Source organism: Streptomyces sp. NPDC056486, from assembly GCF_042795295.1.
Taxonomy (GTDB): domain Bacteria; phylum Actinomycetota; class Actinomycetes; order Streptomycetales; family Streptomycetaceae; genus Streptomyces.
Genome location: NZ_JBHTSF010000110.1, coordinates 16,907 through 29,334, shown reverse-complemented (window position 1 = coordinate 29,334; position 12,428 = coordinate 16,907). Strand labels below are relative to the sequence as shown.

At 69.1% G+C, this 12,428-nt stretch carries 13 protein-coding genes; 7 read left to right on the top strand and 6 right to left on the bottom strand.

Annotated features, from left to right (window positions below; translation table 11 throughout):
* Positions 1 to 170, bottom strand: a 170-nt coding sequence (locus ACFQ7F_RS32470; RefSeq protein WP_383278213.1) for a cold-shock protein, incomplete at its 3' end; no start/stop codon positions are given.
* A gap of 1,197 nt (positions 171 to 1,367) precedes the next feature.
* On the opposite strand from ACFQ7F_RS32470, the gene ACFQ7F_RS32465 reads away from it, so the two are divergent.
* Positions 1,368 to 2,489, top strand: coding sequence for a sugar ABC transporter substrate-binding protein (locus ACFQ7F_RS32465; protein WP_383278204.1), 1,122 nt, complete (start codon positions 1,368 to 1,370; stop codon positions 2,487 to 2,489).
* Between the two features lie 116 nt (positions 2,490 to 2,605).
* Here the strand turns inward: ACFQ7F_RS32465 and ACFQ7F_RS32460 are convergent, their stop codons facing one another.
* Complete coding sequence (locus ACFQ7F_RS32460; RefSeq protein ID WP_383278201.1) at positions 2,606 to 3,541, bottom strand: LysR substrate-binding domain-containing protein; 936 nt, start codon at positions 3,539 to 3,541, stop codon at positions 2,606 to 2,608.
* A gap of 254 nt (positions 3,542 to 3,795) precedes the next feature.
* Here ACFQ7F_RS32460 and ACFQ7F_RS32455 point away from each other — a divergent pair, with 254 nt between their 5' ends.
* Positions 3,796 to 4,548, top strand: coding sequence for a sulfite exporter TauE/SafE family protein (locus tag ACFQ7F_RS32455; RefSeq protein WP_383278198.1), 753 nt, complete (start codon positions 3,796 to 3,798; stop codon positions 4,546 to 4,548).
* Between the two features lie 106 nt (positions 4,549 to 4,654).
* On the top strand, positions 4,655 to 5,131 hold the full coding sequence (locus tag ACFQ7F_RS32450; protein WP_383278195.1) for a carboxymuconolactone decarboxylase family protein: 477 nt from the start codon (positions 4,655 to 4,657) through the stop codon (positions 5,129 to 5,131).
* Between the two features lie 18 nt (positions 5,132 to 5,149).
* On the opposite strand, the gene ACFQ7F_RS32445 is transcribed toward ACFQ7F_RS32450, so the two are convergent.
* Together ACFQ7F_RS32445 and ACFQ7F_RS32440 are read right to left on the bottom strand one after the other, a co-directional pair.
* Entirely contained in the window at positions 5,150 to 6,088 is a 939-nt protein-coding gene (locus ACFQ7F_RS32445) for a cupin domain-containing protein (protein ID WP_383278193.1), read from the bottom strand.
* 43 nt (positions 6,089 to 6,131) lie between these two features.
* Positions 6,132 to 7,055, bottom strand: coding sequence for an NADP-dependent oxidoreductase (locus ACFQ7F_RS32440; protein ID WP_383278190.1), 924 nt, complete (start codon positions 7,053 to 7,055; stop codon positions 6,132 to 6,134).
* A gap of 271 nt (positions 7,056 to 7,326) precedes the next feature.
* Between ACFQ7F_RS32440 and ACFQ7F_RS32435 the strand changes: the two genes are divergently transcribed.
* The 3 genes from ACFQ7F_RS32435 to ACFQ7F_RS32425 all read left to right on the top strand — a co-directional run bounded on the left by ACFQ7F_RS32435 (position 7,327) and on the right by ACFQ7F_RS32425 (position 9,704).
* Positions 7,327 to 7,674: a DoxX family protein gene (locus ACFQ7F_RS32435; RefSeq protein ID WP_383278187.1), complete on the top strand. Its 348-nt coding sequence runs from the start codon at positions 7,327 to 7,329 to the stop codon at positions 7,672 to 7,674.
* A 140-nt stretch (positions 7,675 to 7,814) separates the two neighbouring features.
* The gene (locus ACFQ7F_RS32430) at positions 7,815 to 8,330 is read left to right on the top strand and encodes a lytic polysaccharide monooxygenase auxiliary activity family 9 protein (protein ID WP_383278184.1); all 516 of its coding nucleotides are present in this window, start codon (positions 7,815 to 7,817) and stop codon (positions 8,328 to 8,330) included.
* A 195-nt stretch (positions 8,331 to 8,525) separates the two neighbouring features.
* The gene (locus tag ACFQ7F_RS32425; protein ID WP_383278181.1) at positions 8,526 to 9,704 is read left to right on the top strand and encodes a serine hydrolase domain-containing protein; all 1,179 of its coding nucleotides are present in this window, start codon (positions 8,526 to 8,528) and stop codon (positions 9,702 to 9,704) included.
* Positions 9,705 to 9,794: 90 nt separating this feature from the next.
* On the opposite strand, the gene ACFQ7F_RS32420 is transcribed toward ACFQ7F_RS32425, so the two are convergent.
* Both ACFQ7F_RS32420 and ACFQ7F_RS32415 read right to left on the bottom strand, forming a co-directional pair.
* Positions 9,795 to 10,826, bottom strand: coding sequence for a DUF6745 domain-containing protein (locus tag ACFQ7F_RS32420; protein ID WP_383278178.1), 1,032 nt, complete (start codon positions 10,824 to 10,826; stop codon positions 9,795 to 9,797).
* A gap of 58 nt (positions 10,827 to 10,884) precedes the next feature.
* Positions 10,885 to 11,211 (bottom strand): hypothetical protein, encoded by a 327-nt coding sequence (locus tag ACFQ7F_RS32415; protein ID WP_383278175.1) that lies wholly within the window; start codon positions 11,209 to 11,211, stop codon positions 10,885 to 10,887.
* Between the two features lie 228 nt (positions 11,212 to 11,439).
* On the opposite strand from ACFQ7F_RS32415, the gene ACFQ7F_RS32410 reads away from it, so the two are divergent.
* Complete coding sequence (locus tag ACFQ7F_RS32410; protein WP_383278172.1) at positions 11,440 to 12,405, top strand: STM4015 family protein; 966 nt, start codon at positions 11,440 to 11,442, stop codon at positions 12,403 to 12,405.
* Positions 12,406 to 12,428: the final 23 nt, after the last annotated feature.

The window sequence follows — 12,428 nt, the reverse complement described above, 5'->3', positions numbered from 1 at the left end:
TTCTGGCCCTGAGTGACATCGAAGTTCACCTTCTGGCCTTCCTGAAGCTCACGGAAGCCCTGGGTGGCGATGTTCGAGTAGTGGGCGAAGACGTCGGGGCCGCCACCCTCCTGCTCGATGAAGCCGAAGCCCTTTTCCGAGTTGAACCACTTCACGGTGCCAGTAGCCATACTAAATATCTCCTTCGGGGCAAGCCCGGGACCCGCACTGTGCGGACCCCGGCGTCGCCACGTTGATTGCCCCGTCCGGAAAACTTCTTCCGGAAATACAAAAGTGCCCGGCGGATATTTATCCACCAAAGGCACTTGAAGTCTTATGGGAACCACAACTGCAACTACCATCAACAGTAGCACGAGATGGGCTTCACGGCACGGGCAAGCTCTGCTCATTTCGCCCGACCGGCCGAGAGACCGCACCACATTGCGGAAATTTGCGGACCTCTGGTCTCACCCCGGGCGGGAAATGGCCCGCTGGAGCAGGCCACGCAGAGCCTCCTGCCTCCTTTTGCGTGAGCCCGGCGAGGGGCGAATCCTCGGCGAGGAGCCCCAGGAGCCGCTCCCGTAGCGCGACACCCTCCGACGCGAGCACCAACTGCTCGGCGCGTCGGTCGGGGGTGCGGGCGGCGTTCGATCAGGGCCCGCTTCTCCAGTCTTGTCCACGACGAAGGGCGCATTTGAGGGCTCACAGCCCATGCGCTCTGCCAGCTCGCGCATGGTCATGGGTCCCGCCAGCGCTCGCAGAGCGGTCGCTTGCGGCGCCGTGAGCCCCAGCCTGACGGCGCACTGACGGACATGCTCCGCGATCCGGTCGGCCTTCCCGTTCACCAGGGCGCACAGCTGCCGCCCAGCATCGGACCGCGACCGCACGGCTGCGCCGACCTTCCGGCATCCGCTCCCCACCCGGGCCGACTACCTGGTGGCCGAGCCTGAATGGTCGCAGCGCCACCTCTTGGAGGCGCACGGCGCGTGCCCGGCGGCTGGACAAGGCTCGGGCGGGCCGGACTCGGGACCCGACTCGGGCGGGCAACGCCTCATCGCCTTCGGTGACGCGCTCCACTCCCCCGTCCAGATCAGCCGTCCCGAGTGATCCGCGGCCCCCGACCACGACACCGCCCGGTCCGCGGGCTTCCGCCGGCGCCTCATCGGTGAACTCCAGGAGCCCTGCACGATCGGCTTCGGCATCGACTTCGCCGATGTGGCTTGTTCGCTTCGTCGTTGTCACGTGTAAATGAAGGACAGTTCAACACTGAAACACACATTCCATTGCAATCTTGTTATGTATTGACTCCTTGACGCCGGGAACGCTCCGGGGTTGGCTTTCAGCCACCTCGGATCACAACGAAGCGGTCCGATCGAGGAAGTGGGCGAATGAGAACCCGTACGCGTGAAGCCACCGTCGCCGTATCTGTCAGCGCCCTGGCACTCTCGCTTGCCGCATGCGGCAGCCTCCTGGGATCCGACGACGACGGAAACAAGACCGAGAGGAAGGGTGACGCGGTCACCGTCGGTCTGCTCCTGCCCGAAGCGGAGACGGCTCGCTACGAGAAGTTCGACCACCCCATCATCGAGAAGCAGGTCAAGAAGCTCACCAACGGCAAGGGCAAGCTCGTCTACGCCAACGCCGACGAGGACGCCGCCAAGCAGAGCGACCAGCTCGGCCAGATGGTCACCGACAAGGTCGACGTGATCCTGGTGAGCGCGGTGGACGCGAAGAAGATCGCACCGGCGGTCAAGAAGGCGAAGGAAGCGAACATTCCGGTCATCGCCTACGACCGCCTCGCCGAGGGCCCCGTCTCCGGGTACGTGGCCTTCGACAACGAGCTGGTCGGCCAGGTCCAGGGCCAGGCGATCCTGAGGGCGCTCGGCGGCGGCAACCGCAAGAAGAGCAAGATCGTCATGATCAACGGTTCGCCGACCGACCCGAACGCCGCCGTCTTCAAGGAAGGCGCGCTCTCCCAGCTCCGTAACCAGGTGGACATCGCCAAGTCGTACGACACCGACGGCTGGAAGCCGCAGACGGCCGCCGCGCACATGACCGAGGCGATCACCGCGATCGGCAAGGACAACATCGCCGCCGTCTACTCCGCCAACGACGGCATGGCGGGCGGCGCCATCAAGGCCCTCAAGGCCGCCGGCCTCACCGACCTCCCGCCGGTCACCGGCCAGGACGCGGAGCTGTCGGCCGTCCAGCGGGTCGTCACGGGCGAGCAGTACATGAGCGTCTACAAGCCCTACCCCGAAGAGGCCGTCGGCGCCGCGCAGATGGCGGTCCGGATCGCCCAGGGCCGCATGGTCGAGTTCGACGCCCTGGCCGGGGACAAGTCCGAGAACGCCACCACGAAGAACATCCCCTCCCTACTGGTCTCGGTGCGCCCCATGACACGGGACACCATCAAGTCCACGGTCATCGAGGACGGCATCTACAAGACCAAGGAGATCTGCACGTCGGAGTTCAAGGCGGCGTGCGCGACGGTCGGCCTCAAGGGCTGAGGCCCGGGCTCCCTGGCGTGAGCGAGGGCCTCCGAGGCTCCGATGCCCGGAGCCTCGGAGGATGAAGAGGAATCCGATGAACGGCGACGCAGGGCCAGGGTTCGATTCGCTGAACGCTACAGACGGCCGCTGACACTCTGCACCGACGCCTGCTCGGGGATGCGTGCGCCGGGGCAGTTGTGGCTGACCGTGTCGGCGAAGGCCTTGGCCAAGGGGGACAGCGCGTCCCAGCGGCGCACCGCCCAGCCGGTCCACAGCGTGGGCAGCTCCGGGATGGGGATCAGGTGAAGGTCGGGGTGGCCGGGGCCGCGCCACCCCGGCAGGTCGGGGACGATCGCATGGCCCAGGCCGAGTTCGGCGAGCAGGAGAGCGGTGTCCCAGTCGGCGACGCTGGTGTCGGAGGCCGGGCTGATGCCGCGTTCGGTGAACCAGGCATCCAGGCGCGCGCGGGAGGTCGTTTCCTCCGGGAGCCCGATGAGCCGGATGTCGGCCAAGTCCGCTGTGGTGATCAGCGGCTTTGTCGCGAGGGCGTCGTCACGGTGGACGGCGAGCACCCAGGGAAGTCCGATGACGGGGCGTTGCTCGATGCCCTTCACCGGTGTGCCGAGGGTGATCCAGGCCAGGTCGAGACCGCCCGCGATGAGGGCGTCGAAGCAGCTGCGGCTGGAGTGCGCGGTCTGGAACTCGAGGCTCACCCGGGGGTGGCGGTGCCGGAAGGCCACGATCGCGTCGGACAGGAAGTGCCGCACCGTTGTGGCGCCGGTGGTGATCCGCACCGATCCGGCCTCGCCGTGCACCAGATCGCTCAGCCTGCGCAGGGCGTGGTCGATGTCGCCGAGGCCGCCTGCCGCCGCGTTCTGCAGGAGCTGTCCTGCCGGAGTGGGTACGACTCCGCGCGGATGGCGTTCGAGCAGGCTGAGCCCCAGCTCCCGCTCCAGACGCTTGATGTGCTGGCTGACCGCCGACTGCGTACAGGAGAGGTCGCGGGCGACGGCGCTGAGGCTCCCCGTCCGGCAGGCGGCGACGAAGACGCGTAGGTCGTCGAGGGTCATGGAGAGTGAAGCTACAGCTTGGGGGTCTGCAAGGAAATCCGAGGATTGACTTGGGTGTTGGGCGAGCGGGACGATCTTCTCGGGCCCAGGGCGGCAACCTGGCCCGGCCCGCACGTCATCCGGAAGGCGTGTGGGCCGGGCCGGGTGCCGACCCGTCCGCTCCGTTCCGGACTTCTCCGGCCGGACCGCTCCAGACTTCTCCGTCCCGGGCTGCCCGCGCTCCGGTACTCCGGCCGTCCCGGGAAAGGCGCTCCATGCACGCACTCGAGACAGTGGCCATAGCGGCCGCGGCCGTCGCGGCAGGCGGCATCAACGCGGTGGTCGGCTCCGGCACCATGATCACCTTTCCTACGCTGCTCGCCTTCGGATACCCGCCCGTGCTGGCCAATGTCTCCAACACCATCGGGCTCGTACCGGGCGTGGTCAGCGCGGCGTACGGATATCGTGCCGAGCTCAGAGGCCAGCGGCCCCGCCTCATCAGGCTCGGCCTCGCGTCGCTCCTGGGCGGTGTCGCGGGAGCGGTGCTGCTCCTGAAGCTGTCCGCCGACACGTTCCGCTCCGCGGTGCCCGTACTGATCCTGCTCGCCTGCGCGCTGCTGTTGTTGCAGCCCCGCCTCCAGAAATGGCTCGCACGGCGCGACAGCCGCGGCCATGCGGACGGCGGCATCCCCCTGTGGGCCGGCGTCCTGGGCACCGGCGTCTACGGCGGTTACTTCGGCGCGGCCCAGGGAGTGCTGCTCATGGGCCTGTTCGGCTCGTTCCTCCGGGACGACCTGCAGCGTCTGAACGCCGTCAAGAATGTCCTGGCGTCCATCGTGAACGGTGTCGCCGCGGTCATCTTCATCGCTGTGGCGAGCGTCGACTGGACGGTGGTCGGCGTGATCGCCCTCGGCTCGACCCTGGGCGGTCTGATCGGGGCGCGGGTGGGCCGTCGTCTCTCACCCGCCGTGCTGCGCGGGCTCATTGTCGCCGTCGGTGTGACCGCGGCCATCGCCGTGGCCGTCTGAGAGCTGCGACGCAAAAAGGAGACGCGCGTCACCATCGGCCCTGTCGAATCACGCCGGGCCCGTCCGTGTAGGAGGTGTAACCGCCAACAACGCCAAGGAGCGCATCATGGAAGCCCGTTTGAACCTCCTCAGCAGCCCGGTCGTGGCCAAGGCCTTCAAGCACATCGCCTCGGCCAGCAAGGTGATCATCTCGGAGTCGACACTGCCGTCCACGACGCAGGATCTGGTGATGCTCCGGGCGAGCCAGATCAACGGCTGCGGCTTCTGCACCGACATGCACACCAAGGACGCCGCGCACGCCGGGGAGACCTCGGTACGCATCAATCTGGTCGCCGCCTGGCGCGAGGCCAAGGTCTTCACCGACGCCGAGCGGGCCGCCCTTGAGCTGACCGAGCAGGGGACGCGTATCGCCGACGCGGCCGGTGGTGTCACGGACGAGGCGTGGGCGAACGCCGCCAAGCACTACGACGAGGACCAGCTCGCCGCCCTGGTGTCGCTCATCGCCCTCATCAATGCCGCCAACCGCCTCAACGTGATCGTCCAGCAGCCCGCCGGCGACTACAAGCCCGGCCAGTTCGGATGACGAGGAGCCGCTAGGGCCCTAGGCCACCCTGCTCCGGCGCCGGTAGCCTCCCGGCGCCAGGCCGTACTCCCGCTTGAAGGCCTTGGCGAAGGCGAACTCCGAGCCGTATCCGGTGCGGGCGGCGACCATCGTCAGCGGGGCGTCGGACTCGCGCAGCATGCGGGCGGCGGTCGTCATGCGCCAGCGGGTCAGATAGGCCATCGGCGGTTCGCCGACCAGAGTGGCGAACCGCCGGGCGAACGCCGCGCGGGAAAGACCCGCCTGCTCCGCCAGGGACTCGACCGTCCACGAGGCCGCGGGATTGTCGTGCATGGCCGTCAGAGCGGGCGCGACCGCCGAGTCGCGCAGGGCGGCGGCCCAGCCCTGTGCGGCAGCCGGGGGCTGGTCGTCGAGCCAGGCCCGCAGAATGTAGAGAAGGAGCGAGTCGATCAAGCTGGGCACGATGCCGTCCGAGCCTATGCGCGGGTTCTCCAGCTCGGAGCCGAGCAGTTGGACGGCGGCGCTCAGCTCCGGATGGTGTCCGTGCCGTGTCGCGAGATGGATCACCTCGGGCAGCTGGCGCACCAGCGGGTGCGGTCGCCCCTGGTCCAGGTGGTAACTGCCGCACAGCAGGCTGGTCTCGGCGCCCTCGCCGCCGAGCGTGATCGAGCCGATCGGCGAACTCCCGCGGAACTGCTCGCTCTTGCACTCCTCAGCCGGGGTGGAGGGGTGGTCGGCGAGGACATGGCCGCGCCCGCCGCGCAGGAAGATCACATCTCCGGGGTTGAGCGGAATCGGCTTCAGGTGCGGGGGCGCGCCAGGCAGCGGGACCAGCCAGCAGGTCCCGTACAGCACGACGTGGAAGCCGGCGCCCGCGACGGGTGGCAGGTGCAGGCCCCAGGGGGCGCGGCCGTTGGTCCGTACGGACGCCGGGTGCCCGGTACGCATCGAGGCCAGCGCCTCGGTGAGAATGTCCATCCGGCCTCGCCCTTCCTGGTGCCGCCCGTCACGGTCGGCTTGTTCAGACCGTCAGGACAATCTTGCCCTGTACGTGTCCCGCGGCGACAAGCTCGTGTGCCTTACCGGCCTCCGCCAGCGGGAACGTCTCCTCCACGTAGGGGCGGATCCGGCCCGCGTCGATCAGCTCGGCGAGCGCTTCGAGCCCGGCGGAGTCCGGCTCGACCATGACTCCGGCGAAGCGCCGCCCGGCGGCCTCGACACGCGCGGCGAGCTCCCGGTCCTGGTGTTCCAGGATGCTGATGAGTACGCCGCCGGGGCGCACCACGCCGAGCGAGAGATCACCCTGGGCCATGGAGTCGAGGACCACGTCCACGTCCTTGACGACCTCGGTGAAGTCGGTGGTCCGGTAGTCGATGATCTCGTCGGCGCCGAGGCCGCGCAGGAAGTCGTGACGGCTCGCGCCGGCAATCGCGATCACGTGGGCGCCTCGTTCCTTCGCGATCTGCACGGCGAAGTGGCCGACGCCACCGGCCGCCCGCTGGATGAGGACCCGGTCGCCCTCCTTGATGTCCGCCGCCCGCACCAAGCCCTGCCAGGCGGTGAGCGCCGCGAGGGGGACGGCGGCGGCGTGCACGTGGTCGAGCGAGGCGGGCTTACGGGCAAGGTGGCTTGACGGTACGGCGACGTACTCGGCGTACCCGGTGGCGGCACGGGGGAAGAGGGGCATCCCGTACACCTCGTCACCCACCGCGAACCCGGCCCCGTCGCCCACCTCCTCGACCACCCCGGAGATGTCCCAGCCCACGCCGAACGGCGGCTCGCCGAGCAGCGGAAAGGCACCGGACCTGACGGCGATGTCCGCCGGGTTGACGGCACTGGCGTGGACCTTGACGAGGACCTCGCCGGCCAGCGGCTTCGGCCGTTCGGCCTCCACGACCTCTAGGACCTCGGGTCCGCCGAAGGACTTCTGGATCACTGCGCGCACGGGAACTCTCCCTGGGTTGTGTTCTGGGTTGCGCTTGCTCGATGTCCTCAACCCTAGGGAGATCGAATGAGTCGCAGAATGGCTTTCTGTCTCGGTTACATGTCCCAGCGTCTTGATCCCCGACAGTCTCAGCCATGTGTGCCCCAGGTCACAGCATTCTCGCCGCTCCCCGGTCACATTCCTGCGACGCGGACCGTCAGGGAAGTGACGCACTCAAGACGCCCGGCCGGAGCAACTCCGCCCAGGCAACCGCCCGATGGGAGAACTTCTGATGTCCACCGCCTACGTTGTCGTCACCGTCCTGGCCGCCGTGATGGTGGGTTTCTCGGCCGTCTCCGTCTTCCTCCGCGCCAAGTGGGTCGTGGAGCCCATGGCCGACTACGGCGTCCCCCTCACGTGGCTGCCCTGGCTCGGCGCGGCCAAGGCCGCGGGGGCGGCGGGACTGCTGGTCGGACTGCTCGTGCCGGTGATCGGCATCGCGGCGGGAATCGGCCTGGCGCTGTACTTCACCGGCGCCGTCGTCACCGTGATCCGGGCCCGCTGGTACGCACACATCCCGTTCCCGCTGCTTTACGCGGCACCGGTCGTCGCGGCCCTGGCCCTGGGCGTTGCCGCCTAGCCCAGTCGTAACTTCCGCAACGCGAGTGCTACTTGAAGGGTTGACTGAGCCCTGACAACCAGTATGGTCTAGGCCAATGAGTCGACCGAGGCGCCCGGTTGTCTCTCGCCCCCTCATCCCCCCACTCAGAGGGAACAGAGATGAACAAGAAGCAGAAGCTGGCAGCCGCTCTCGGCGCGGGATTCGCGCCCGTGCTCGTCCTGGCCTCCGTCACACCGGCCAGCGCGCACGGCTACGTCTCCTCGCCCCCGAGCCGTCAGGCACAGTGCGCGGACGGCACCGTGTCCTGCGGCGAGATCACCCACGAGCCGCAGAGCGTCGAGGGCCCCAAGGGGCAGACGACGTGCAGCGGCGGCAACTCGCGGTTCTCCGAACTCGATGACGACAGCAAAGGCTGGAAGGCCACCGATGTCGGCTCGTCACAGGATTTCAGCTGGAAGCTGACGGCGCGTCACAGCACAAGCACCTGGCAGTACTTCGTCGGCGGCAACAAGATCGCCGAGGTCGACGACGGGGGCGCCAAGCCGGGCGAGACCGTCACGCACAAGGTCGACTTCGGAGGGCTCAGCGGCAAGCAGAAGGTGCTCGCGGTGTGGAACATCGCCGACACCACCAACGCCTTCTACGCCTGCATTGATGTGAACATCGGGGGCTGATCCCCCTGCGCGGGGTGGCTCCCCCACGCCACCCCACCCCACCCGGTCTGCCGAACCGCGGCGCCATCGCGCCGCGGCCCGGCAGACCGGGCTTTTGTGTACGCACCCGGCTGCCAGGAGGTGGAGCGGCCAGGAGGCGTAGTGGACCGCGCGAAATGACGCTCGATGCCGGGTCCGGGCTGAGATGGTGGGCGCATGGCCGATCTGCGCAAAACTCTGGAGACGCACGTCAGCAACAGCTCCGTGGCGGGAGCGGTGGGCCTGGTGGCCCGCGGTGACCGGGGCGAGGAGGTCGCGGCCGTCGGGTCCGTCGACGTCGAGGGCACCGCTCCGATGACCAGGGATTCGATCTTCCGTATCGCGTCGCTGACCAAGCCCATCGTTGCCGCCGCCGTCATGATGCTGGTCGAGGACGGCAGGATCGCGCTGGACGACCCGGTCGGACAGTGGCTCCCGGAGCTGGCGTCACCGAGCGTGGTCCGCACCCCGGCCTCACCGGTGGACGACGTGGTCCCGGCGGTGCGGCCCATCACCGTGTTCCATCTGCTCGCCTCCCGCACCGGATACGGATTCCCTTCGGACTTCTCGCTGCCCGCGCTCGCACCGCTCTTCAGCGAACTGAAGCAAGGGCCTCCCCAGCCGCAGGCCGTCCCGGCACCTGACGTCTGGATGGCCGCGCTGTCCCGCATCCCGCTGCTTCACCAGCCCGGCGACGGCTGGCTGTACAACCTCAGCTCCGACCTGCAGGGCGTGCTGATCTCCCGGGTCACGGGAGTGCCGCTGCCCCAGTTCCTGGCCGAGCGGATCTTCGAGCCGCTCGGGATGACCGACACCGCGTTCTCGGTGCCGCCGGGCAAACTCGACCGGTTCACCAGCTACTACGCGGCCGGAGCGGAGGCCGGACCCGAACGCGATCCCCGCAGCGGGCTCGAACTGCTCGACGCCGCCGACGGGCAGTGGAGCAGTCCGCCTCCTTTCCCGTCCGGCGCCGGTGGCCTCGTCTCGACCCTCGACGACTGGCTGGCCTTCGGGCGCATGCTGCTCGCCGAGGGCACGGCCGCCGACGGGGGCCGGCTGCTCACCCCCGAGTCGGTGCGGAAGATGACCACCAATCAACTCAGCACACCCGAACGGGAATCCGCCGGCCTTTTCCTGGAAGGGATGGGCTGGGGTTTCGGCGGGGCGGTGGACGTCGAGGCCGTCGAACCGTGGAACGTCCCGGGGCGCTACGGCTGGGTCGGCGGCACCGGTACGACGGCACACATCATCCCGTCCACCGGCACGGTCACCCTCATGTACAGCCAGTTGCAGATGGGCGGTCCCAGCTTCCCCGAGCTGATGCGGGACTTCTGGCGGTACGCGGCCGGGGCCTGAGGCGACAGGTGGTTCGGCCCGGGGGCGCCTCGATATCAGGGCTTGATATCGGGGCTTGATATCGGGCGCCCGCGGACCCCATGATCCGCCTCAGGTCTGGCGCTCCGGCTCGTAGGCATCCGGATGCAGCCCGAACGTCCACGCCACGCCCTCCTTGGCCGTCCGTGTGGTGGGCGGGACGCGCAGCCAGTACGTACGACTCGTGCCGTCGGGCTCCGGGGTGGAGTTGACCACCTCGACCATCACCACGTCCTCGTCGCCGGTCAGTTGGATCCGCCAGAGCACACCCGTCTCGTCGCGGTGCACGGGCACCGCACCCGACTCGTCCAGATAGCGGTCGTAGCCGTAGTGCTCCAGCATGACGCGGCGCAGTTCGGCGTTGCCCTCGGCGCGTATCCGCTCGGGGGTCAACGCGGAGAGTTCGTGCAGGAACTCACCCGGCACCGGCATGCCGCGCCACGCGTGCAGGGCGAACCCGTCGGGGAAGGCGAGTGCCGGGCCGTCGGCGCGGTCCAGGCGGCCGGCCTCGTCGCGGTGCAGCTCCGTCGGCCGCTCGCAGACGATCGCCTCCCGCTCGAAGGGCCACCACCAGCCCGCCGCGCGGGCGACCGCCGCAAGCCCGTCCAGCGAACCGCCCTCCGAGGTGTCGAAGGCGCACAGCCAAGCCGCTTCGTGCTGGCCGAGCACGGCGTCGAGCAGGACGAGCCGGAGGGCCGCCTGCTCCTTGCGCCTGCCGTCCGCCAGTTCCTCCACCACTCCGGTGCGGATGCGAGAGGTGAGGGCTTGGGTGGTGTCCCAGAGCCGGGCACCGGTGGCGTTCCAGCGTTCGGACCAGCCGCCCGGCCCCAACTGCACATGCACAGCCGCACGTTCGGCCGCCCAGGGGCGGCTGCGAATCGCGTCGCGCACACTGGGGCCCAGGGTGTCCTTCTCCGCCGCCACCAGTCGCACGGCCTCACGCGGAGAAGCGGCCCAGCGGATGCGCCCGGGCTCCGGGAGTCCTGCCCTGCGGTAGGCGAGACGCACACCTGCCTCGGCCGCCGCCCGGTCGGCAGGTCCTGTGGCCGCCGCCACCTGCCGCCACTCCGTCACGTCCTCTGTCTTCATCTCATCCGCTCTCATGTCATTGCCTCCCGCTTCCCGCTTCCGGCTGCTCCGCATCGATCTCACCCACGCGGCATCAGTCGGCCACCAGACGCACGGAACCCGGTACGTACTCGCGCTGCCGCACCACTCGATACCAGCCCTTCGGCAGCGGAATCGCCGCGTGCTCCTCGTGCACCACGCGTCCGCCGTCGGGCAGGTGGAGCAGCATCGGTCCGAACAAGCCCGATTCGCGGGTCAGTCGGCCCGGTCCTACCACGGCGTGCGCGTGCCCCGTCACTTCGCCGAGGGCCAGCACGAGCCTGCCTCGGGCATCCCGCGGCTCCTGCGGACCGTCGCCGATGTGCGGCGGCAGCGCCGACTCCGCTACGGGCACGATGAGCACATCTCCCTGCCGGTACATGGGTCTCCCCTCCCCGCGGCACTCTCTGCACCGCTCATGAGATCCGACCGTACGGCGAGGGTCTGACAACGGCCGTCGAGCGGCGGCCGTACCGCGCTTTCGCCGCCCCGCGGCGGGCGTTGTCAGTGGCGCTTGGTAGAAATTCTCCACATCGGCCGATCAGCACGAACACGGGATCGCCGCAGTTGAGCGCCGGTTCGGCGCCAAGGCTATGAGGAGCGGGCGGACATGACCATCGGAGACAACCAGCAGCACTGGCACGGCCTGCCCATCCGGGAGTTTCCGCAGGCCGACGAGAAGCTCCCGGACGAACTGCCGGCGGCCGATTCCGTGGCCTGGCGCATCGCCGTCGACTCGTACTCCACCGACGAGCCGTGGGAGTCGGCGTTCGCCCGGTTCAGCGAGACCGTCGACATAGCGCGGGTGCGGGCGATCATCGTGGGCAACTGGGGTGACCCCAACGAGGGCGGGCCGGACATGTCGCTCGCCGCGCTGATCGAAGCGAGTGGGCGCATGCCGGCGCTGCGGGCCCTGTTCCTCGGCGACATCGACTCGGAGGAGTGCGAGATCTCCTGGATCACACAAACCTGTGTCACCCCGCTCCTTGACGCCTTTCCCGAGTTGGAGGAATTCGCCGTGCGCGGCAGCGACGGCCTCGCGTTTCCTGCCGTGCAGCACGAGCGGCTGCGGTCACTGACCGTCGAGTCGGGCGGCCTTCCGGTCGAAGTGGTGCGCGGGATCGCCGCGAGCGATCTGCCCGCCCTGGAGCATCTGGACCTGTGGCTCGGCACCTCCGGGTACGGCGGCGACGCAGCGGTGTCGGATCTGGAGCCCTTCTTCGCGGGGACGCGTCTCCCCCGGCTGCGGCAGCTCGCCCTGCGCAACAGCGAGATCCAGGACGAGATCGCCGAGGCCATGGCATCAGCCCCGGTCGTGGCCCGCCTCGAAGTCCTCGACCTCTCCATGGGCGTGCTGACGGACGAGGGTGCCACGGCGCTGTTGGCAGGGCAGCCGTTGACGCACCTCAAGAAGCTCGACCTGCATCACAACTTCCTCAGTGAGGCGCTGAGCGCACGCGTGCGCGAGACCTTGGAACCGGCGGGCGTCGAGGTCGACCTCGACCCGGACGGCGTGGACGGGGACGAGGAAGAGGAGGACGGCACGGTGTGGCGCTACGTGGCCGTGGGCGAGTAGCGGTCAGCGGGGAGAGGGGGAAC

Excerpts from the sequence above, each read along its gene's own strand:
- ACFQ7F_RS32465 (WP_383278204.1), top strand. The coding sequence starts at position 1,368 with ATGAGAACCCGTACGCGTGAAGCCACCGTCGCCGTATCTGTCAGCGCC.
- ACFQ7F_RS32460 (WP_383278201.1), bottom strand. The coding sequence starts at position 3,541 with ATGACCCTCGACGACCTACGCGTCTTCGTCGCCGCCTGCCGGACGGGG.
- ACFQ7F_RS32455 (WP_383278198.1), top strand. The coding sequence starts at position 3,796 with ATGCACGCACTCGAGACAGTGGCCATAGCGGCCGCGGCCGTCGCGGCA.
- ACFQ7F_RS32450 (WP_383278195.1), top strand. The coding sequence starts at position 4,655 with ATGGAAGCCCGTTTGAACCTCCTCAGCAGCCCGGTCGTGGCCAAGGCC.
- ACFQ7F_RS32445 (WP_383278193.1), bottom strand. The coding sequence starts at position 6,088 with ATGGACATTCTCACCGAGGCGCTGGCCTCGATGCGTACCGGGCACCCG.
- ACFQ7F_RS32435 (WP_383278187.1), top strand. The coding sequence starts at position 7,327 with ATGTCCACCGCCTACGTTGTCGTCACCGTCCTGGCCGCCGTGATGGTG.
- ACFQ7F_RS32430 (WP_383278184.1), top strand. The coding sequence starts at position 7,815 with ATGAACAAGAAGCAGAAGCTGGCAGCCGCTCTCGGCGCGGGATTCGCG.
- ACFQ7F_RS32425 (WP_383278181.1), top strand. The coding sequence starts at position 8,526 with ATGGCCGATCTGCGCAAAACTCTGGAGACGCACGTCAGCAACAGCTCC.
- ACFQ7F_RS32420 (WP_383278178.1), bottom strand. The coding sequence starts at position 10,826 with ATGAGAGCGGATGAGATGAAGACAGAGGACGTGACGGAGTGGCGGCAG.
- ACFQ7F_RS32415 (WP_383278175.1), bottom strand. The coding sequence starts at position 11,211 with ATGTACCGGCAGGGAGATGTGCTCATCGTGCCCGTAGCGGAGTCGGCG.
- ACFQ7F_RS32410 (WP_383278172.1), top strand. The coding sequence starts at position 11,440 with ATGACCATCGGAGACAACCAGCAGCACTGGCACGGCCTGCCCATCCGG.